This window comes from Streptomyces sp. NPDC107522, from assembly GCF_055657525.1.
Genome location: NZ_JBVKAU010000006.1, coordinates 471,940 through 491,022, shown reverse-complemented (window position 1 = coordinate 491,022; position 19,083 = coordinate 471,940). Strand labels below are relative to the sequence as shown.

Below are 19,083 nucleotides of genomic sequence, written 5' to 3'. Positions count from 1 at the left end.
ACCCACTCTTCCGCGCGCTCCTGCGCCTGCGCGAACGTCACCATCGCGAAGCTCACTCCCCAGCAACCGGAACGGACCGTGCGAACCCGCCGTCCACCATCAGATTCGCCACCGTCTCCAACTCCGGCGGAGAACCCGCCAGCCGGGACAGAAACGCATCGAAGTCCTCACCGCACGGCACCAACAACCGCTCCACCCGCTCGGCCGGCGACCACCCCGGATCCACATCCCGCGCATCGTCGTACGCGCAGAACCACACCGAACCGATCCGGTCGCCCTTCACCTTCAGCGCCAGCAACCCGCCCTGCACAAACCCAACACCCAAGTAATCCTTGGTCAGATGGTCCCGCAGGCACTTGTTGACATAGACCAGGTCATTGACCGCCGCCTCGTCCCGCACCGTGAACAGCGGCTGGTCCACCAGCAGACCCAACTCCGGATCCAGCGCCGTCCCCACCGGAGCACACCCGCCCGCCGCCTTCAGAAACGACCGATACGCACCCGGCAGCCGATACCCGAGATCCTCCTCGACCCCCAGCACCTGCGACTCCGTCACCGCAACACCCGACTTCGGCAACCGGAAATGCGCAGGCCGCGTGTCCTGCAACGGCCGCGTCCCCCGCTTGTCGTGATCCACCGCCGACGTCGCGATCCCACCGTGATGCCGCAGCAACGCCTTCACCTCGACCGGAACCAACTCCAGCCGCCGCGAACCCACCACGTGATGCCACGTCCAGCCATGCGGCGTCGCCACCGCCGGCACCGTGTCCCACAGATCGTGCCCCGACGCCGCGAGCGCCGCGTTCGCCGACACATAGTCCGTCAGCCGCAACTCGTCGACACCGAAACCCTCCGGCGGCTCCGCGATCTCCGCCGCCGCCCGCGCATACGGCGAGAAATCGGGGTAACCCCGCTCATCGACCCGTACTCCTCTCGGGTGACGCGACGCCCGAACCGGATCCGGGAAATGCACGACCTGCCCGGCGTAGGCCGCGTTCGGCGGCGCGGCTTGCTGCCCGAGCCGACCTGTCGTCATGGCGGTTGCCCCCTGCGGCGTTCTGACACGGCCCGCCATGACCACTGACGGTCACAACGCCCCGCATCGGCTGTCTCATCTGCGTCCACACGTCACCGCATGGAAAGCGGTGCCGACAGCCTATGCGGTACGACGACACCGGTCACCGGCGCCGGTCACGACCCCCTCCGCTTCCGTGACCAGCCGTCACCCCGCCGTGACAGCCCGCCCAAACCCGGGCGTGTCACGCCGCCCCAGCTTCCGCACCCGCCACGGCATTTGGCACTCTGTGACGTCCAAGAGCATGCCCGGGGGATGCTCGGGAGGGGATGACGAACATGAACGCGACGCAGACAGGACCACACTCAGCCAGGTCCGGGTCCGGCGACCCCCGCATCGGCTGGAGCGCCACCGACGCCCCCCACGCGCCCACGCTCCGCCACCGCCGCGACGGCATACTCCCCACCGTCGCCGCCGCCCTCTCCGTCCGCGGCGCCACCCTCACCGGCACCGCCGCCCGCGGCGACCAGCCCCCGCCCCTGCACCACCTCGTCCAGGACTTCCTCGACACCCTCACCAGCGGACAACGCGACCGCTTCACCGGCCGCTGCGCCGAGACCATCCTCATCTCACGCCACATCGCCGCCGCCGACGCCGCCCGCAGCAAACGCGCCGCCCGCAAACCCATGACCAACGGCGAAGCCCGCAAAGCCCTCAAACAAGCAAAACTCACCGCCCGCCGCATCCGCGAGGACGGCGACCCCCTCCACGGCAGCTTCGCCACACCCTGCCGCGCCTGCACCGCCCTCAGCGCCCACTTCGGCGTCCGCATCGTCGACCCCACAGCAGCAGACGACTGACCCCCCACACCGAGCAGCACAACCAGTAAGACCGCACCCCGCCGGGCGGCCACGCACCACCACGCCCCCCGGCGCACTCGACGAACGAAGGGCAGATGCACACCGACCGCACCTCCACCACCCGCTTCCCCGTCCCCGTCGACGCCGCCCTGCGCGCCGCCGGCTGGCAACCCGGACGCTGGGACATCAAACAGGCCGAAATCTGGGCCGACGCCCTACGCGACCACGTCTCCCCCGCCGGCCACCGCCACGCCGTCTTCCCCGCCGCGGTCGAGGCCTGGGCCGAATTCGGCGGCCTCCACCTCAACCCCACCGGCCCCGGCCGCCAGGTCGCCCCCGCAACCGTCCACTTCGACCCCCTCCACGGCCTCCACATGGCCCGCACCCTCGGCGACCTCGGCCGCGCCCTCGACACCGAGGTCTGCCCCCTCGGCGCCGAAACCGACACCCAGGCCCTCCTCGCCATCGACACCGAAGGCCGCGTCTACACCCTCGACCACACCGGCGACTGGTACCTCGGCCCCGACATCGACCAAGCCCTCGCCGGCCTCGTCGCAGGCATAGAACCCGTACGACTCACAGCCGGCTGACACACGAAAACGGCGAAGGCCGCGCCTACGCCGCCGGAATCACCGCCGACACCCGAAAACCCCCCGCATCCGTCGGCCCCGACACAAACACCCCACCCAGCGCCGAGACCCGCTCCTTCATCCCCACCAGACCGTTGCCCCCCGACGGCAACCGCGCCGACGACGCCGACGACACCTCCGGCGGCGGCTCGTTCTCCACCTGCATCGCGATCTCCGATACCCGATGCGCGAGCCGCACATGCGTCTTCGCCCCCGCCGCATGCTTGTGGACGTTCGTCAACGCCTCCTGCACCACCCGATACGCCGTCTGCTCCACCTCCGGCGCATACGACCGCGACTCCCCCTCCACGGACAGATCCACCACCATCCCCGCAGCAGCCGACTGCCCGATCAACTCATCCAGCTCCGAAAGACAAGGCCCCTCGGCAGCCGCCCCCTCGTCCCCGCCGCCGGACCACTCCCGATCAGCAGCGGCAGCAGCAGCGGCCCCCACCGCCGCAAGCGGCACCACAGCCCGCCGAGCCCGCTCCGCCTCACCACCCCCACTGCGCAACACCCCGAGCATCTCCCGCAACTCGGTGAGCGCCTGCCGCCCCATGTCCCCCACCAGCGCCGCATTCTTCACGGCCTTCTCGGGATCCTTCCGGGCCACCGCCTGCAACGCCGCGGCATGCACGACCATGAGGCTCACCCTGTGGGCCACCACGTCATGCATCTCCCGAGCGATCCGGGTCCGCTCCTCGCCCCGCGCCCACTCGGCCCGCTCCTCCGCCCGCTCCGCGAGCAACTGAAGCTCCCGCTCAAGACTGTCCGCCCGCTCCCGCAGACTCTCCATCAACCGCCGCCGAGCCCCCACATACAACCCCAGCAACAGCGGCGGCGCGGTCACACCGAGAGCCGTGGTCAGCGAAGCCAGCGGGACAACCCACTCCCCGAACGTCAGATCACCGCTCGCCACGCCCTGCCGCACCCACACGAACGTCACGATCAGCATCCCGACGAACGACATGCCCGCCAGCGAGGCGATGATCCGCCGCGGCAGCTCCGAAGCGGCAAGGGTGTACAGACCGACGATGCCCATCAGGAACCCCATCTGGGCGGGCATCACGGCAATCGACACCAGCACGACGGCGATGGGCCACTGCCGCCGCAACACCAGCACCGACCCCGCCAGAACCCCGAACACCACCCCCGAGGCCTCCGGAATCCCGGCATCCCGCGCGAACCGAACCCCCTCGCCCCCGCACTCCACCGCCGACACGACCGCCAGACCCACGTCCAGCACCGCACTGCGCACCCTGGCCCACCACCACGGCCCCGCCCCCGGTGGCGGCGCCTCTGTGTGGGCTTCCCCCGTCGTGGTCATGCCTCCAGCCTACGGGCGCCCCGGCCCGGTTTTCCGGCGAGTTTTGCGGACTGGCCTACACCACAGCGCGTAACCGAACGTAAGCGAAACCGCCCGATATCCCTCGAACTGCTGAATCGCACACTGTTCGACCCCGGAACCGATCATTCCGGCCGGACGGTATGCCTATGGCACATCCACAGGGCAAATACGCCGACTTCGAAGGACTGCGGGAGCAGGCGGTGTCGCTGCAGCGGCGGGGCTACAGCCTTCGGCAGATCCGCGACGAACTGAAGATCTTCAACAACGACATCCTCAACCAGCTGGTGAAGGGGGAGCCGCCACCGGAGTGGACGAAGCGGCCGCGAGCGAAGGACGACCTGCGGGCGAAGGCACGGGAGCTCCGGCTACAGGGTTGGACGTACGACCAGATCGAGGCGGAGCTGGGGTGCTCCAGGAGCTCCGTCTCGCTATGGGTACGGGATCTGCCGAGGCCCGAGCCTCGCTACACGCCGGAGGAGCAGCGGGCACTCATGAATGCAGGGCTGGAACGCCTCCGTAACGCACAGGACGAGGAACGGCATCGCACGAAGGAAGAGGCGAAGCAAGCCGTCGGCAGCCTCTCAGACCGCGAGCTGTTCTTGGCCGGGGTGGTTCTCTACTGGGCCGAGGGGGCCAAGGACAAAGCTCACAGCACCCAGCGCCGGGAGATCCTGCAGTTCATCAACAGCGACCCGAACGTCATCCGCTTCTATCTGCGCTGGCTCGAGTCCTTGGATGTAGAGCGCGAGCGGATGCGATTCCGCGTCAGCATCCACGAATCAGCAGACGTGAGCGAAGCCGAGGCCTTCTGGGCCGACCTGGTCGGCGTGGACGCTTCAACCTTCCAGCGAGCCACTCTCAAGAGGCACAACCCGAGGACGGTTCGCAAGAACATCGGCGACTCCTATCGAGGTTGCTTGGTCATTTATGTCACCAGGAGCGCCGAGTTGTACCGTCGCATGGAGGGCGCCTGGTACGGCATAGTGTTGGGTGCCGACTCGGCGACCTGACCAAATGTCCGGTTTAGTCGAGTTTCATCCCCCATGGTGTAATCAGGCAGCACTGAGGGTTTTGGTCCCTTAAGTTCAGGTTCAAATCCTGATGGGGGAGCTCTCTGCCTCCGGGCCCTGACAGCCAAGTCAGGGCCCGCTCCCATGTCCCCCACGAAACCCCCCGGTATCCTGCGGATGTCACCCCACCCCATCCACAGCCGAAGGGCATCCCGTGAGCGCCATTCGCCCGGCAGCCGTCGTCGTTCTCGCAGCGGGTGAGGGCACCCGTATGAAGTCGGCCACACCCAAGGTCCTGCACGAGCTGTGCGGACGCAGCCTCGTAGGCCATGTGCTCGCCGCCGCGCGCGAGTTGCAGCCCGAGAACCTCGTCGTGGTCGTGGGGCACGCGCGGGAGAAGGTCACCGCGCATCTCGGGGAGATCGACCCCGGCGTGCGGACCGCGATCCAGGCGGAGCAGAACGGCACGGGGCATGCCGTACGGATGGCTCTCGAGGAGCTCGGCGGTGGCGTCGACGGGACCGTGGTCGTCGTCTGTGGCGACACTCCGCTTCTGACCGGCGAGACCCTGACCCGTCTCGCCGCCACGCACTCCGCCGACGGCAACGCGGTGACCGTGCTGACCGCCGAGGTGCCGGACGCGACCGGGTACGGGCGGATCGTGCGGGACGGGGTTTCCGGTGCGGTCACGGCGATCGTCGAGCACAAGGACGCGACGGAGTCGCAGCGGGCGATCCGGGAGATCAACTCGGGTGTCTTCGCGTTCGACGGGCAGTTGCTCGCGGACGCGCTCGGCAAGGTGCGTACCGACAACAGTCAGGGTGAGGAGTACCTCACCGATGTGCTGGGGATTCTTCGCGAGGCCGGTCATCGTGTCGGCGCCTCCGTGGCCGCCGACCATCGCGAGATCGCGGGGATCAACAACCGTGTGCAGCTCGCCGAGGCGCGCCGGATTCTGAACGACCGGCTGCTGACCCGGGCCATGCTGGACGGCGTGACCGTGGTCGATCCCGCTACCACCTGGGTCGACGTCACGGTCACGTTCGAGCAGGACGCGGTTGTGCACCCGGGCACTCAGCTGCATGGTTCCACTCATGTCGGTGAGGGCGCGGAGGTGGGGCCGAACAGCCGGCTCACGGACACGCGTGTCGACGCCGGTGCTCGTGTGGACAACACCGTGGCCTACAGCTCTCACGTGGGGCCGGGTGCGTCGGTGGGGCCGTATGCCTATCTGCGGCCCGGTACGCGGCTGGGGGCGAAGGGCAAGATCGGGACGTACGTCGAGACGAAGAACGCTTCGATCGGTGAGGGGACGAAGATCCCGCATCTGTCGTATGTGGGTGACGCGACCATCGGTGAGTACACGAACATCGGTGCCGCGAGTGTCTTCGTGAACTACGACGGACAGGACAAACACCACACGACGGTCGGCTCGCATTGCCGTACCGGTTCGGACAACATGTTTGTGGCGCCTGTCACGATCGGGGACGGTGCGTACACCGCTGCCGGCTCTGTGATCACGAAGGATGTGCCGCCCGGTTCGCTCGCTGTGGCCCGTGGTCAGCAGCGGAATATCGAGGGTTGGGTGGCCCGTAAGCGTCCGGGCAGTGCGGCTGCGAAGGCGGCCGAGGCGGCCTCCCGGCAGGGGGAAAGCGAAGACTGACCGGAAACGGGTGCGTCGGACACGGCGTACCGTGATAAGTGCACACCCGCACCCCACCAGCTGAGACGGCTCGTCGCGCCCAGCGGCGTGGTCTCTCGACACCCAGCTGCGACACCTCTGAGGAGACAGTGCTGTGACCGGGATCAAGACGACCGGCGAGAAGAAGTTGATGTTCTTCTCCGGCCGCGCCCACCCCGAGCTTGCCGAGGAGGTCGCCCAGCAGTTGGGTGTCGGGGTTGTCCCGACGAAGGCCTTCGACTTCGCCAACGGTGAGATCTATGTCCGTTATCAGGAGTCGGCGCGTGGTGCGGACTGCTTTGTGATCCAGAGCCACACGGCTCCGATCAATCAGTGGATCATGGAGCAGTTGATCATGATCGATGCGCTGAAGCGTGCGTCGGCTCGCTCCATCACGGTCATCGTGCCGTTCTACGGTTACGCGCGGCAGGACAAGAAGCACCGTGGGCGTGAACCGATTTCGGCGCGTCTGATCGCGGATCTTATGAAGACGGCGGGTGCGGACCGGATCCTGACCGTGGATCTGCACACGGACCAGATTCAGGGCTTCTTCGACGGGCCGGTCGATCACCTCTTCGCCCTTCCGCTTCTGGCGGACTACGTGGGCGACAAGGTCGACCGGGACAAGCTGACGGTCGTGTCGCCGGACGCGGGTCGTGTGCGGGTGGCCGACCGGTGGTGTGACCGGCTGGGTGCTCCTCTCGCGATCGTGCACAAGCGGCGGGACAAGGACGTGGCGAACCAGGTGACGGTCCACGAGGTCGTGGGTGAGGTCAAGGGCCGCGTGTGTGTCCTGGTCGACGACATGATCGACACGGGTGGCACGATCTGTGCGGCGGCGGACGCGCTGTTCGCGCACGGTGCGGAGGACGTCATCGTGACGGCGACGCATGGTGTGCTGTCGGGGCCTGCGGCGGACCGGTTGAAGAACTCGCGGGTGAGTGAGTTCGTGTTCACGAACACGCTGCCGACGCCGGGTGAGCTGAACCGTGAGCTGGACAAGATCACTGTTCTGTCGATCGCGCCGACGATCGCGAGTGCGGTGCGTGAGGTGTTCGAGGACGGTTCGGTGACGAGCCTGTTCGACGAGCAGTGAGCCGTTAGCGGACCTGGTTGATCGCCCGCGCCCGGAGGGCGCTCAAGGTCAACTTCTCTACGGCCTCCCCTGCCGAGTAGACTGCTGCAGTTGCTCGGCGAGGGAGGCCGTACCGCTTCATGGGAAGTCGTACGGCGATCCGTTATCGACGCGCTCTTCGTAGCAGGCCGTTCGTGGCCGGGTAACCACGTCCGTCCTAGCTTCTACGAGGAGTGATCATGTCCGAGGTCAAGATCTCCGCCGAGACCCGTACCGAGTTCGGCAAGGGCGCTGCCCGTCGTATCCGTCGTGACAGCAAGGTTCCCGGTGTCCTGTACGGGCACGGTTCGGACCCGCTGCACCTGACCCTGCCGGGCCACGACCTGCTGCTGGCGCTGCGTACGCCGAACGTTCTGATCTCTCTGGACATCGACGGCAAGGGCAACGAGCTGGCGATTCCGAAGGCCGTGCAGCGTGACCCGCTGAAGGGCTTCCTGGAGCACGTCGACCTGCAGCTGGTCAAGCGCGGCGAGAAGGTCACGGTCGAGATCCCGGTGCACACCGAGGGCGAGCTGGCCGCGGGTGGCAACCTGCTGGAGCACGTGCTGAACGCGCTGCCGGTCGAGACCGAGGCCACGCACATCCCCGAGTCCGTGACCGTCTCCATCGAGGGCCTGGAGGCCGGTGCCTCCGTCCTCGCCAAGGACATCACGCTGCCGAAGGGCACGACGCTGGCCGTCGAGGAGGACGCTGTCGTCCTGCAGGTTCTGGCCGCGCAGGCCGAGGAGGCCCCGGAGGGCGAGGCCGCCGAGGGCGAGGAAGTCGCCGAGGCCTGATCCTCAGCTCTGGCAGAGGCGTGATCGTCGGCTCTGTCATCGGTTTGTCAGCCGCTGTTCCCGTTGGGGGCAGCGGCTGGCTGCTGCGGGTCTGGGGGTCATCCCCCAGAAAGCACAGCAAGGAGACATGGACGTGACCACCGACCCGAGTGCCCCCTGGCTGATCGCCGGCCTGGGCAATCCCGGACCTGAGTACGCCAAGAACCGGCACAACGTCGGGTTCATGGTGGTGGAGCTGCTGGCCGAGCGGATCGGGGGGAAGTTCAAGCGGGCCGGTAAGGCTCAGGCGCAGGTCGTGGAGGGGCGGATCGGGCCGCCGGGGCCGTTGAACCGGCGGGTGATTCTGGCGAAGCCGATGTCGTACATGAATCTGTCCGGGGGTCCGGTGAACGCGTTGCGGGACTTCTACAAAGTGCCGGTCGCGAACATCGTCGCCGTACATGACGAGTTGGACATCGACTACGGCACGCTGCGGCTGAAGCTGGGTGGCGGTGACAACGGGCACAACGGGCTGAAGTCGATGACCAAGGCGATGGGTTCGGACTATCACCGGGTGCGGTTCGGGATCGGGCGGCCTCCGGGGCGTATGCCGGTGGCGGACTTCGTGCTGAAGGATTTCTCGTCGGCGGAGCGCAAGGAGCTGGACTACTTCGTGGACCGGGCGGCGGATGCGGTGGAGTGTCTGGTGATCGAGGGGTTGGAGCGGGCGCAAAGCACGTACAACTCCTGACTTGTCCGGTCAGTCGAACGGGCCGAGGTTGACCGAGCGCAGGGGCATGGCCAAGGATCGCGGCCATGCCTTCTGCCGTTGTTTCCAGTCAGGGCGCTGTCGCGGTGCTGCGGTTCGGGCGGTTCGCGGCGATGGGTACGGTCGCGCTGCTGATTCTGATCGCGGGTGTGTGGGGGTCGTGGGGCACCGCGCATCATGTGATGCTCACGAAGGGGCGGGAGAGCGGCACGATCGAGGTGACGCGGTGTGGTGCGGACACGTGCAGTGGGCCGTACACGCCGATGTCGGCGGGGTCGCGGCCGCGGGAGTCGGTCGTCATCGAGAAGAACGTGGCCGTGCGCAAGGGGCGGACGTACACGGTCGTGGTGAAGCCGGGCAGTGACGATGTCGTGCGGTCGGGGCCGGCGGGCGTTCTCTATGCGTGGGTTCCGATGGGCGGAGCGCTGTTGCTGGCTTCGGTGGTCGTCGCGGGTGGGTTGCGGCGGACTCGGGTGGCGTGGGTGCTGGCGGGGTCGGGGTTGGCCCTGCTCACGGCGGCTTTTGTGACGATCTGACGGCCGCGTCGTTCTACCGGTCTGTGGAGGAATTGAGTGTTGTCTGTTCGTGATTGACCTGTGGTCAGTGCGAGCAGGATGCTGAGCCGCCCCCTCCACATCTTCCCGTTCGTTTCACGAAGATGGACTACTGCCTCATGCGAACCCTCACCCGCGCCGGCGCCCTGTCCGCCGTCGCCGCGGCCGCTGTTTTCTCCGCACCGGCCGCCGCCCACGCCACCGCTCCCGGTGACAACGGGACCGTCAAGATCCATGACGCCACGACCGGCGAAGAGCTGCGCAAGAACGAGCCGCACGTGTGCGAGTTCTACCTGGACGCGTTCGGTTTCGACAGCGTTCAGAAGGTCGACTGGCACATCGAGGCCTGGGCGCCGACCGCCGCTACAAAGGGCGAGACGGTGAAGTCCGGTGCCATCACCCTGGACGGCGAGGGTCATGGCCGTACGCAGGACATGACGCTGCCCGACGGGCACTACAAGCTGTTCTGGAACTTCGAGGGCGAGAACGGCTCGGCCAAGCACAAGGTGTTCTGGACGGACTGCGAGGACGAGGAGGAGGGCGGCGGCAGCACGGCTTCGCCGTCGGCCTCGGAGTCGGAGGCGCCGGGCGAGTCCACCGCCGAGCCGTCCGCGAGCCCGTCTGAGTCCGCCGAGGCCGCTGCGTCGTCGTCGCCGTCCGCGCAGGGCGGTGACAGCGAGGGCGACCTCGCCGAGACGGGCAACGGTGCGCCGGTGGGCCTGCTGTCCGCGGCCGCGGCGGCGCTGCTGGGCGCGGGCGGATACCTGGTGTTCCGGCGTCGTAAGGCCTGAGCTGGGACTTGTCCGACGTAGGGGCTTGTCTGCCGTAGGGCTGTGAACGAGCGGTGCCCCCGTGCTTCGTGTGAAGCGCGGGGGCACCGTCGTGTGCGGGGTGCTCAGCCGGTGTTGCGCAGGCCGGCTGCCACGCCGTTCACGGTGAGGAGCAGGGCGCGGGAGAGCAGCGGGTCGGCTGTCTCTCCGGCGGCCACGGCGTCACGCTGGCGCTTGAGGAGGGCGACCTGGAGGTAGGAGATCGGGTCCAGGTAGGCGTCGCGGATGGCGAAGGTCTGCTTGAGGACGGGCTGGGCGTCGAGGAGTTCCTGCTCGCCGGTGACCTTGAGGACCTCGGCGACGGTCAGGTCGTGTTCGGCGCGGATGGTGTCGAAGACGTGCTTCAGCTCGTCCGGCACCAGCGTGTCGACGTAGTGGGCGGCGATCCGCAGGTCGGTCTTGGCGAGCGTCATCTCGACGTTGGAGATGAAGTTGCGGAAGAAGTGCCACTGTTCGTGCATCTCGTCGAGCACGGTGTCGAGGCCGGCCTCGCGCAGCGCCTTCAGCCCCGATCCCACGCCGAACCAGCCGGGGACGATCTGCCGGGACTGGGTCCAGCCGAAGACCCACGGGATGGCGCGCAGTCCGTCGAGCGAGACGCCCGAGCCGGGGCGGCGGGAGGGCCGCGAGCCCAGGTGCAGGTCGGCGAGCTGGTCGACCGGCGTGGAGGCGAGGAAGTACGTCGGCAGGTCGGGGTCTTCGACGAGCTTGCGGTAGGCGGCGTGGGCGGCGTCGGAGACGACGTCCATCGCGGCGTCCCAGCGGGCGAGCGCCTCGACCGACTGGCGCGGGGCGGTGTGCAGCGCGGAGGCCTGCAGCGTCGCCGCGACGGTCAGCTCCAGGTTCTCCCTGGCGAGGGAGGGCACGAGGTACTTGTCGGAGATGACCTCGCCCTGTTCGGTGACCTTGATCTCGCCCTCCAGGGTGCCCCAGGGCTGGGCGAGGATGGCGTCGTGGGAGGGGCCGCCGCCGCGGCCGACGGTGCCGCCGCGGCCGTGGAAGAGGCGCAGGCGGACGCCGTAGCGGTGGGCGACGTCGCGCAGGCGGCGCTGGGCGCGGTGGATCTCCCACTGGCTGGTGGTGATGCCGCCGAACTTGGAGGAGTCGGAGTAGCCGAGCATGACCTCCTGGACGTCGCCCCGCAGTGCCACGAGCCTGCGGTACGACGGGTCGGAGAGCATGTCCTCCAGGATGGTGTCGGCGGCCTTGAGCTCGTCGGTGGTCTCCAGCAGCGGCACGATGCCGATCTTGGCCCAGCCGGCGTGCAGGTCGATGAGGCCGGCCTCGCGGGCGAGGACGGCGGCGGCGAAGACGTCGTCGGCGCCCTGGCACATGGAGATGATGTACGACTCGATGACCTCGGGTCCGAAGACCTCCAGGGCCTTCTTCACGGTCTGGAACACGCCGAGCGTCTTCTCACCGGCCGCGTCGACGGGCGCCGGGGTGGGGGCGAGGGGCCTGCGCGAGCGGAGCTCCTTGGCGAGGAGCTTGGTGCGGTAGTCGCGGGGCATGTCGGCGTAGCGCCAGGACTCCTCGCCGAGGCGGTCGAAGAGCTGGCCGAGGGCGTGGTGGTGGGCGTCCGCGTGTTCGCGTACGTCCATGGTGGCGAGCTGGAGGCCGAACGCGGACAGGGTGCGGATGGTGCGGTCCATGCGGCCGTCGGCGAACAGGCCGCCGCGGTGTTCGCGCAGCGAGGCCTGGATGAGGGTGAGGTCCTGGAGCAGCTCGCTGGTGCCGAGGTAGTCGCGGCCGGGCTCGTGCGGGATGTTCCTGGCCAGGCGGGTCTTGGTGTTCTCCAGCTTCTGCCGGATGCAGGTGGCCTTGAGCCGGTAGGGCTCCTCGGCGTTGAGGCGCTTGTAGCGGGGGCTGATCTCGGGGAGGTTCTCCAGGTCGGCCTTCAGCGACTCCAGGAGCTCCTCGGTCGCGCCCGTGTAGCGGATGGAGTTCGACAGGAAGCCGCGCAGCTCGTCGATCATCTCCAGGGCGTCGTTGATGCCGTGCTCGTGCTGGAGGATGAGGACGTCCCAGGTCACCTGGGGGGTGACGTTGGGGTTGCCGTCGCGGTCGCCGCCGATCCAGGTGCCGAAGGTGAGGGGGCGGGTGGCGTCGGGGAGCTTGTAGCCGACGCGTTCCAGTTCGGCGGTGAGGTCCTCCAGGACGTCGCCGACGGCGCCGGCGTGGAGTTCGTCGAGGTAGTAGATGGCGTTGCGGGCCTCGTCGGCGGGCTCGGGACGGACGACGCGGAGCTCGTCCGTCTGCCATACGAGGTCGATGTTCTCGGCCAGTCGGGTGTCGTGGCGGCGGCGGTCGCCTTCGAGGACCGGCTCCTCCAGGAGGGCGGCGATGCGCCGGAGCTTGTTGAGGACCGAGCGGCGTGCGGCCTCGGTGGGGTGGGCCGTGAAGACGGGGCGGACGTTGAGGTGCTGGACCGTCTGGCGCAGGTGCTCGGGGTCGGCGTCCTTGAGGCGGTCGGCCGTGCGGGCGAGGAGGCCGCCCTCGGCGGCGCGCTTGGCGCGCAGCTCGCGGCCTCGGTGGACCTGCTCGGTGACGTTGGCCAGGTGGAAGTAGGTGGAGAAGGCGCGGACCAGCTTGGCCGCGGTCTCCAGTTCCGTGCCGCGCAGCAGCTCGGCGGCGGCTTCGCCGTCCTCTCGGGTCAGGCGGCGGACCTTCTCGACGAGGTCGAGGAGCTCGGGGCCTTCCTGCCGGACGAGGGTCTCACCGAGGAGGTCGCCCAGTCGGCGGATGTCGGCGCGCAGCTCGCTGCTGGTCGTCGTCTGGTCGTCGGCACTGCTCACAGGTGCGGCTCCTTGCAGTGTTGAAGCTCGTCTGGGAGGGGAACCCGGCGCTGGGGGCCGCGCGGCGGGTGCCGCATACGGCTCCTGGCATCCGGGAAGAATTCAGAGCGGACCGCGCTGTCCGACCGACTCCAAGGATAGGTGTCCATGCGGACGCGCAGTCTCACGGGCTCTTGCCGCCGGGCGGCGCACTGCCATACTTACGACGCCGTAGGTTACGGAACCGTAGGGACCGTTGTGACGGAACCTGGGAACAGTTCCCGAGACCCCGGCACTTGCCTCAACCCTCGACCCCACAGGGGACGCCCATGACCACGAGCTCCGATGTGATCGAAGACGCCCCGAAGGCGAACGACGACACCCCTACGCCCTCCGCCACGCTGGGCGGTGAGCAGAAGCGCTCGCTCGAGCAGATCACGCTTCTCCTCTTCATCATCGTCCCGTTCCTGGCGCTGCTGGCCGCGGTGCCGCTGGCCTGGGGCTGGGGTGTGAGCTGGCTGGATCTCGGCCTGCTGGTCTTCATGTACTTCCTCGGCTGCCACGGCATCACGATCGGTTTCCACCGCTACTTCACGCATGGTTCCTTCAAGGCCAAGCGGCCGCTCAGGATCGCGCTGGCGATCATGGGGTCGCTGGCGGTCGAGGGCCCGCTGGTCCGCTGGGTGGCGGACCACCGCAAGCACCACAAGTTCTCGGACGCGGAGGGCGACCCGCACTCTCCGTGGCGTTTCGGTGAGACCGTCCCGGCCCTGATGAAGGGCCTGTGGTGGGCGCACATCGGCTGGATGTTCGACGAGGAGCAGACGCCGCAGGACAAGTACGCGCCGGATCTGATCAAGGACAAGGCGATCCGGACGATCTCCCGGCAGTTCGTGCTGTGGACGGTCGTGTCGCTGGCGCTGCCGCCGGTGATCGGCGGTCTGGTGACGATGTCCTGGTGGGGCGCGTTCACCGCGTTCTTCTGGGGGTCACTCGTCCGGGTGGCTCTGCTGCACCATGTGACGTGGTCGATCAACTCGATCTGCCATGCGGTGGGCAAGCGGCCGTTCAAGTCGCGTGACCGCTCGGGCAACGTGTGGTGGCTGGCGGTCCTGTCGTGCGGCGAGTCCTGGCACAACCTGCACCACGCCGACCCGACCTCCGCGCGGCACGGTGTGATGCGCGGGCAGATCGACTCCTCGGCGCGCTTCATCCGCTGGTTCGAGATGCTCGGCTGGGCCTACGACGTGCGCTGGCCGTCACGCTCGCGTATCGATTCGCGCCGGAACACCGAGGAAGGCGGCTCCCGGCGCCGGAAGGAGCCTGCGAAGGCGGCATGATTGACGCCGTGGCGACCGACTCCAGCAGTACCCCCGGCAATGAGAAGCAGCGGCGGACGCGCCGTACCCGGATGACCGGTGCGGAGCGGCGTCAGCAGCTGCTGGAGATCGGTCGCACCCTCTTCGCCGCGAAGGGCTTCGAGGGCACGTCGGTGGAGGAGATCGCGGCGAAGGCCGGAGTGTCCAAGCCGGTGGTGTACGAGCACTTCGGCGGCAAGGAGGGGCTGTACGCGGTGGTGGTGGACCGCGAGATGCGCCGTCTGCTGGACATGGTGACGAGTTCCCTCACGGCCGGCCATCCGCGTGAGCTGTGCGAGCAGGCGGCGTTCGCGCTGCTGGACTACATCGAGGAGTACACGGACGGCTTCCGCATCCTGGTCCGTGACTCGCCCATCCCCCAGTCGACGGGTACCTTCGCCTCGCTGATCTCGGACATCGCGACCCAGGTGGAGGACATCCTGGGCCGCGAGTTCAAGAGCCGCGGCTTCGACCCCAAGCTGGCCCCGCTGTATGCGCAGGCCCTGGTCGGGATGGTCGCCCTGACCGGTCAGTGGTGGCTGGACGTCCGCCGCCCGAAGAAGGCGGAGGTGGCGGCCCATCTGGTGAACCTGGCCTGGCACGGGCTGGACGGCCTGGAGCCGAAGCCGCGGCTGATAGGGCACCGCAAGAGCTGACGCACCTCGGGTGCCCGCGGACTCAGCCCTTGAAGGTGTCCTTCCCCTTCTCCTTCATCTGGCGGGCGTTGCCCTTCCTCTTCTCGCTCTTGCCTTCGGCGGTCAGCCCCTCGTTGCCGACCGTGCGGCCCATGGTTTCCTTGGCCTTGCCCTTGAGCTGTTCCTTCTTGCCCCGGGCCTTCTCTTCCTTCGCCACGTCCCTCACTCCTCGCAAGGCTTGACGTCGGGGTCCAACCAGCGGGTGACCCTCCGGGGTGGAACTCAAACAGTGAGCACCGGCTCCAGGAACTCCAGCCGGTTCCCCACGGGGTCCCAGGAGTAGAACCGCTTGTGCCCCGGCAGGTTCTCGTCCCACTCCACCTGCGCTCCACGGGCGGCGAGGGCGGCCCCGTACCGCTCGATTCCGATCACCCGCAGCCCGGGGTGCGCCTTCCTCGCGGCCCGGCAGTGACATTTTCCGCCTCCGGCGGGGGCGCTCTCGATCCCCAGATGCAGCTGCACACCCCCGGCCTGGAACCAGCAGCCCCCGCGCGCGGCGAGCACCGGCGGCTTCGGGATCTCGGTCATGCCGAGGACGTCCACGTAGTACGCCCGCAGCCGCTCCTCCGAGCCGGGCGGGGCCGCGAGCTGGACGTGGTCGACGGCGGTGATCATCACGCCTCCTTGTGGGCCACGGCGAAGATCCGGCGGAACGGGAAGGGAGTGCCGTGCGGGCCGGGCGGATACGCCTCGCGCAGGGCCGCCCGGTAGTCGTGCAGGAAGGCTTCGCGCCGGTCAGGCGTGTCGGCGAGGGCCGTCAGGACGGGGCGCAGACCCGTGCCCTTCACCCAGTCGAGGACGGGGTCCTCGCCGGTCAGCAGGTGGATGTACGTCGTCTCCCACACGTCCGCCGTGCAGTCCAGGCCGGTCAGGCGGGCCAGGTAGTCCTGCGGGGACAGCACGGCGTCGGAGTGGCGCAGGGTGTCGGTGAGGCCGTGGCGGTCGGCGAGGTCGCGCATCAGGCGGTGGCTCGGGGCGTCGAAGTTGCCGGGGACCTGGAAGGCGAAGGTGCCGCCCGGGCGCAGGCCCCGCACCCAGGCGCCGAAACGCTCCACATGGCCCGGCACCCACTGCAGCGTGGCATTGCTGACGATCAGGTCGTACGGCTCACCCGGCTCCCACGTCCGTACGTCGGCGTGCGCGAAGTCGAGGCGGCCGCCGCCCCTGGTCGGGCCCTCGTGCTCGACGTGGGCCTTGTCGAGCATCTCGCCGGAGTTGTCGTAGCCGGTGATGTGCGCGGTGGGCCAGCGCCGCGCGAGCAGGGCGGTGACGTTGCCGGGGCCGCAGCCGAGGTCGGCGATACGGGGCTGCTCGCCGGGGAGGTCGGGGACCCGGGCGAGGAGGTCGGTGAAGGGGCGGGCACGGTGGCCGGCGTGGCGCAGGTACTGGGCGGGGTCCCAGGTGGGGGCGGCGGCAGCGGACATGGCGGGGCCTCCTGTCTCTCGCTGTCCAGCCTGCCTCCCGAGATATCTTGACGTCAAGAGACTTCACGTCGACACAACCACTACACTGATCGTCATGGAGGACGAGGTCGATCGGCTGGTCGCAGCGTGGCGCCGGGAGCGCCCGGACCTCGACGTGGAACCGCTCGAGGTGCTCAGCCGGGTGAGCAGACTGGCCCGGCATCTGGACCGCGCACGCCGGCTGGCCTTCTCCGAGCACAGCCTGGAGCCCTGGGAGTTCGACGTGCTGACCGCGCTCAGACGCGCCGGAACGCCGTACCAGCTCTCCCCGGGGCAGCTGCTCACACAGACCCTGGTCACCTCGGGCACGATGACGAACCGCATCGACCGCCTGGCCAAGAAGGGCCTGGTGGAGCGCCTTCCCGACCCCAGCGACCGGCGCGGTGTGCTGGTCCGCCTCACGGACGAGGGCCGCGACCGGGCGGACCAGGCGCTCGCCGGGCTGCTCGACCAGGAGCGCGCGATCCTGGCGGAGCTGTCGCGGGCGCAGCGGGGTGAACTGGCCGGTCTGCTGCGGCAGCTGACTGCGCCGTTCGACAACATCCCCGGCTAGGCGCTCCGCTGGGAGAGCCGTTTGGGTAGTGCCTCGCTATGCCGTCGGTTGTCTGCAGCTTCGTCGCGGCTGGTCGCGCAGTTCCCCGCGCCCCTTAGGGACGTTGCTGCTCACCGGCATCTGTCACGCGCTGCTGCTTTCCTCCGGCAGGATTCGGCCGGCCGGGCCCAGGTCCACCGGGCCGACCCCGGCGCGCCGCGCCAGCGCGACCGCGGCCAGCGTCGAGTGGACGCCCAGCTTTCCGAGGACGTTCTGCATGTGGGTGCGGACCGTGTGCGGGGAGAGGTAGAGGCGCTCGGCGACCGCCTTTCTGCCCAGGCCGGCGACCATGCAGCGCAGGACCTCGCGCTCGCGCGGGGTCAGCGACTCGACCAGCCGCTCGCTCTCGGTGCGGTGCTTGCGCGCGGCCGTCAGCTCCCGCAGGACGCCCGTCAGCAGGGCCGGCGGCAGATGCGTCTCGTCGCGCAGTACGCCACGGATGACGGTGAGCAGCCGGGACAGCGAGCAGTCCTTGGCCACCCATCCGGAGGCCCCGGCCTGCAGGGCGAGCGCGGCCCGGCGTGGATCGTCCTTCTCGGCGAGGACGACGATCCGTACGGCCGGCTGCGCCGAGCGGACCCCGGCGACCAGCGATATGCCGTCGACCAGCCCGTCCTCGCCCACCTCCTGGACGGGCACGGCGGGCCTCACGCCCGGCACACTGCCGCCCAGGTCGGCGTCGACGAGCAGGACATCGAACCGGCGCCCCTCGGCGGCCGCGCGCTCCAGGCTGCGCAGCGCCGCCGGACCGCTGCCCGCGGCGGAGACGTCGACGTCGGGCTCGGCGGCCAGGGCGGCGGCGAGCGACTCGGCGAAGATGCGATGGTCGTCGACGACCAGGACTCGGATGCGAACCACGAAACCCCCTTCCCCAAGCTCTCGAAGAGCAGGGGATACCCCATCGTCATGAGGACGACACCGGGAGACGAACACGGTTGCGGGCACGACGCCCGAAGCACGGATGGCCGCACGGCCGCCGCCGTGCAAGAACTGCTACCCCCACTTCGGGCATCGAACCCGACTTGTCTCGCCCCCTGATCAGCACCGGCCCCCACCGGTGCTGTCCATCAGAGTACGGGCGGGCGGCAGGAGCGGAAGGTAATTTGCAGAACTGGCCGTCCGACGCGTTTATGGTGAGCCGCATGTTTCGTCTGGAGACAGAAGTCGACAAAGCCCGGCAGGATCTTCTTCGCCGGCGGCTGCGGGACACCAACACCGCGGCCTCCCCGATCCTGCGCGCCCTGCGCGGAACCCCAGGAGAACGCGAACTTCCGCTCCAGGTCTGGGCGTTGCACGACTCCGGCGCCCTGGCCGGCGGCCTCGTCGGTCACACCTGGACCAGCTGGCTCCATGTCACGTACCTCTGGGTCGACGAACGCCACCGCGGGGCCGGTCTCGGTTCGCAACTGCTTGCACGTGCGGAGAGCATCGCCCGCGACGAGCGGGGCTGCACGGCCGTACGCCTGGAGACATGGGACTTCCAGGCGCCGGAGTTCTACAAGAAGCAGGGGTACGACGTGGTGTGCGTGATCCCCGACTATCCGCCGGGGATCACGGAGTACACGCTGACCAAGCGGCTGGGGTGAGCGAGCCGGTCACCTCACCCGCCGCGCGT

At 68.9% G+C, this 19,083-nt stretch carries 20 protein-coding genes; 13 read left to right on the top strand and 7 right to left on the bottom strand.

The features are described from left to right. Positions 1-52: 52 nt before the first annotated feature. Positions 53-1,036, bottom strand: coding sequence for an SMI1/KNR4 family protein (locus ACZ7L6_RS22565; protein WP_471926817.1), 984 nt, complete (start codon positions 1,034-1,036; stop codon positions 53-55). Positions 1,037-1,344: 308 nt separating this feature from the next. Between ACZ7L6_RS22565 and ACZ7L6_RS22560 the strand changes: the two genes are divergently transcribed. Both ACZ7L6_RS22560 and ACZ7L6_RS22555 read left to right on the top strand, forming a co-directional pair. Next, complete coding sequence (locus tag ACZ7L6_RS22560; protein ID WP_471926569.1) at positions 1,345-1,875, top strand: YwqJ-related putative deaminase; 531 nt, start codon at positions 1,345-1,347, stop codon at positions 1,873-1,875. A 95-nt stretch (positions 1,876-1,970) separates the two neighbouring features. Next, positions 1,971-2,465 carry an SUKH-3 domain-containing protein gene (locus tag ACZ7L6_RS22555; protein ID WP_471926567.1) on the top strand — a complete coding sequence of 165 codons (495 nt, stop codon included), beginning with the start codon at positions 1,971-1,973 and terminating at the stop codon, positions 2,463-2,465. Between the two features lie 25 nt (positions 2,466-2,490). Here the strand turns inward: ACZ7L6_RS22555 and ACZ7L6_RS22550 are convergent, their stop codons facing one another. Further along, entirely contained in the window at positions 2,491-3,831 is a 1,341-nt protein-coding gene (locus ACZ7L6_RS22550) for a sensor histidine kinase (protein ID WP_471926565.1), read from the bottom strand. Between the two features lie 167 nt (positions 3,832-3,998). Between ACZ7L6_RS22550 and ACZ7L6_RS22545 the strand changes: the two genes are divergently transcribed. The 7 genes from ACZ7L6_RS22545 (at position 3,999) to ACZ7L6_RS22515 (ending at position 10,547) form a co-directional block, all read left to right on the top strand. After that, positions 3,999-4,862 carry a helix-turn-helix domain-containing protein gene (locus tag ACZ7L6_RS22545; protein WP_471926563.1) on the top strand — a complete coding sequence of 288 codons (864 nt, stop codon included), beginning with the start codon at positions 3,999-4,001 and terminating at the stop codon, positions 4,860-4,862. A gap of 214 nt (positions 4,863-5,076) precedes the next feature. Then, entirely contained in the window at positions 5,077-6,525 is a 1,449-nt protein-coding gene (gene glmU / locus ACZ7L6_RS22540) for a bifunctional UDP-N-acetylglucosamine diphosphorylase/glucosamine-1-phosphate N-acetyltransferase GlmU (RefSeq protein ID WP_471926561.1), read from the top strand. A gap of 133 nt (positions 6,526-6,658) precedes the next feature. After that, the gene (locus ACZ7L6_RS22535; RefSeq protein WP_398828940.1) at positions 6,659-7,639 is read left to right on the top strand and encodes a ribose-phosphate diphosphokinase; all 981 of its coding nucleotides are present in this window, start codon (positions 6,659-6,661) and stop codon (positions 7,637-7,639) included. A 218-nt stretch (positions 7,640-7,857) separates the two neighbouring features. Next, a complete protein-coding gene (locus ACZ7L6_RS22530) occupies positions 7,858-8,454 on the top strand; it encodes a 50S ribosomal protein L25/general stress protein Ctc (protein ID WP_471926559.1) in 597 nt (198 codons plus the stop codon). A gap of 127 nt (positions 8,455-8,581) precedes the next feature. Beyond that, positions 8,582-9,184, top strand: a complete 603-nt coding sequence (gene pth / locus ACZ7L6_RS22525) for an aminoacyl-tRNA hydrolase (RefSeq protein WP_471926557.1) — start codon at positions 8,582-8,584, stop codon at positions 9,182-9,184. A gap of 65 nt (positions 9,185-9,249) precedes the next feature. Then, complete coding sequence (locus ACZ7L6_RS22520; protein WP_471926555.1) at positions 9,250-9,738, top strand: hypothetical protein; 489 nt, start codon at positions 9,250-9,252, stop codon at positions 9,736-9,738. A gap of 137 nt (positions 9,739-9,875) precedes the next feature. Then, positions 9,876-10,547, top strand: coding sequence for an LPXTG cell wall anchor domain-containing protein (locus ACZ7L6_RS22515; RefSeq protein ID WP_471926553.1), 672 nt, complete (start codon positions 9,876-9,878; stop codon positions 10,545-10,547). 104 nt (positions 10,548-10,651) lie between these two features. Here ACZ7L6_RS22515 and ppc read toward each other — a convergent pair whose 3' ends face one another. Then, positions 10,652-13,381 (bottom strand): phosphoenolpyruvate carboxylase, encoded by a 2,730-nt coding sequence (gene ppc, locus ACZ7L6_RS22510; RefSeq protein WP_471926551.1) that lies wholly within the window; start codon positions 13,379-13,381, stop codon positions 10,652-10,654. Positions 13,382-13,689: 308 nt separating this feature from the next. Here ppc and ACZ7L6_RS22505 point away from each other — a divergent pair, with 308 nt between their 5' ends. Together ACZ7L6_RS22505 and ACZ7L6_RS22500 are read left to right on the top strand one after the other, a co-directional pair. Continuing rightward, positions 13,690-14,700, top strand: coding sequence for an acyl-CoA desaturase (locus ACZ7L6_RS22505; protein WP_471926549.1), 1,011 nt, complete (start codon positions 13,690-13,692; stop codon positions 14,698-14,700). After that, the gene (locus ACZ7L6_RS22500; protein WP_433041772.1) at positions 14,697-15,374 is read left to right on the top strand and encodes a TetR/AcrR family transcriptional regulator; all 678 of its coding nucleotides are present in this window, start codon (positions 14,697-14,699) and stop codon (positions 15,372-15,374) included. Before ACZ7L6_RS22505 ends, ACZ7L6_RS22500 begins: the two co-directional genes overlap by 4 nt. A 22-nt stretch (positions 15,375-15,396) precedes the next feature. Here ACZ7L6_RS22500 and ACZ7L6_RS22495 read toward each other — a convergent pair whose 3' ends face one another. The 3 genes from ACZ7L6_RS22495 to ACZ7L6_RS22485 all read right to left on the bottom strand — a co-directional run bounded on the left by ACZ7L6_RS22495 (position 15,397) and on the right by ACZ7L6_RS22485 (position 16,837). Next, positions 15,397-15,570 carry a CsbD family protein gene (locus ACZ7L6_RS22495; RefSeq protein ID WP_471926547.1) on the bottom strand — a complete coding sequence of 58 codons (174 nt, stop codon included), beginning with the start codon at positions 15,568-15,570 and terminating at the stop codon, positions 15,397-15,399. 65 nt (positions 15,571-15,635) lie between these two features. Continuing rightward, the gene (locus ACZ7L6_RS22490; protein ID WP_471926545.1) at positions 15,636-16,028 is read right to left on the bottom strand and encodes a VOC family protein; all 393 of its coding nucleotides are present in this window, start codon (positions 16,026-16,028) and stop codon (positions 15,636-15,638) included. Further along, a complete protein-coding gene (locus ACZ7L6_RS22485) occupies positions 16,028-16,837 on the bottom strand; it encodes a trans-aconitate 2-methyltransferase (RefSeq protein WP_471926543.1) in 810 nt (269 codons plus the stop codon). The genes ACZ7L6_RS22490 and ACZ7L6_RS22485 overlap by 1 nt, the downstream gene beginning before the upstream one ends. Before the next feature lie 94 nt (positions 16,838-16,931). Here ACZ7L6_RS22485 and tamR point away from each other — a divergent pair, with 94 nt between their 5' ends. Further along, positions 16,932-17,429 carry a MarR family transcriptional regulator TamR gene (gene tamR, locus ACZ7L6_RS22480; RefSeq protein WP_059196100.1) on the top strand — a complete coding sequence of 166 codons (498 nt, stop codon included), beginning with the start codon at positions 16,932-16,934 and terminating at the stop codon, positions 17,427-17,429. A gap of 123 nt (positions 17,430-17,552) precedes the next feature. Here tamR and ACZ7L6_RS22475 read toward each other — a convergent pair whose 3' ends face one another. Then, the gene (locus ACZ7L6_RS22475; RefSeq protein WP_471926541.1) at positions 17,553-18,326 is read right to left on the bottom strand and encodes a LuxR C-terminal-related transcriptional regulator; all 774 of its coding nucleotides are present in this window, start codon (positions 18,324-18,326) and stop codon (positions 17,553-17,555) included. Between the two features lie 272 nt (positions 18,327-18,598). On the opposite strand from ACZ7L6_RS22475, the gene ACZ7L6_RS22470 reads away from it, so the two are divergent. Further along, positions 18,599-19,054 (top strand): GNAT family N-acetyltransferase, encoded by a 456-nt coding sequence (locus ACZ7L6_RS22470; RefSeq protein ID WP_471926539.1) that lies wholly within the window; start codon positions 18,599-18,601, stop codon positions 19,052-19,054. The last annotated feature ends 29 nt before the right edge of the window (positions 19,055-19,083 follow it).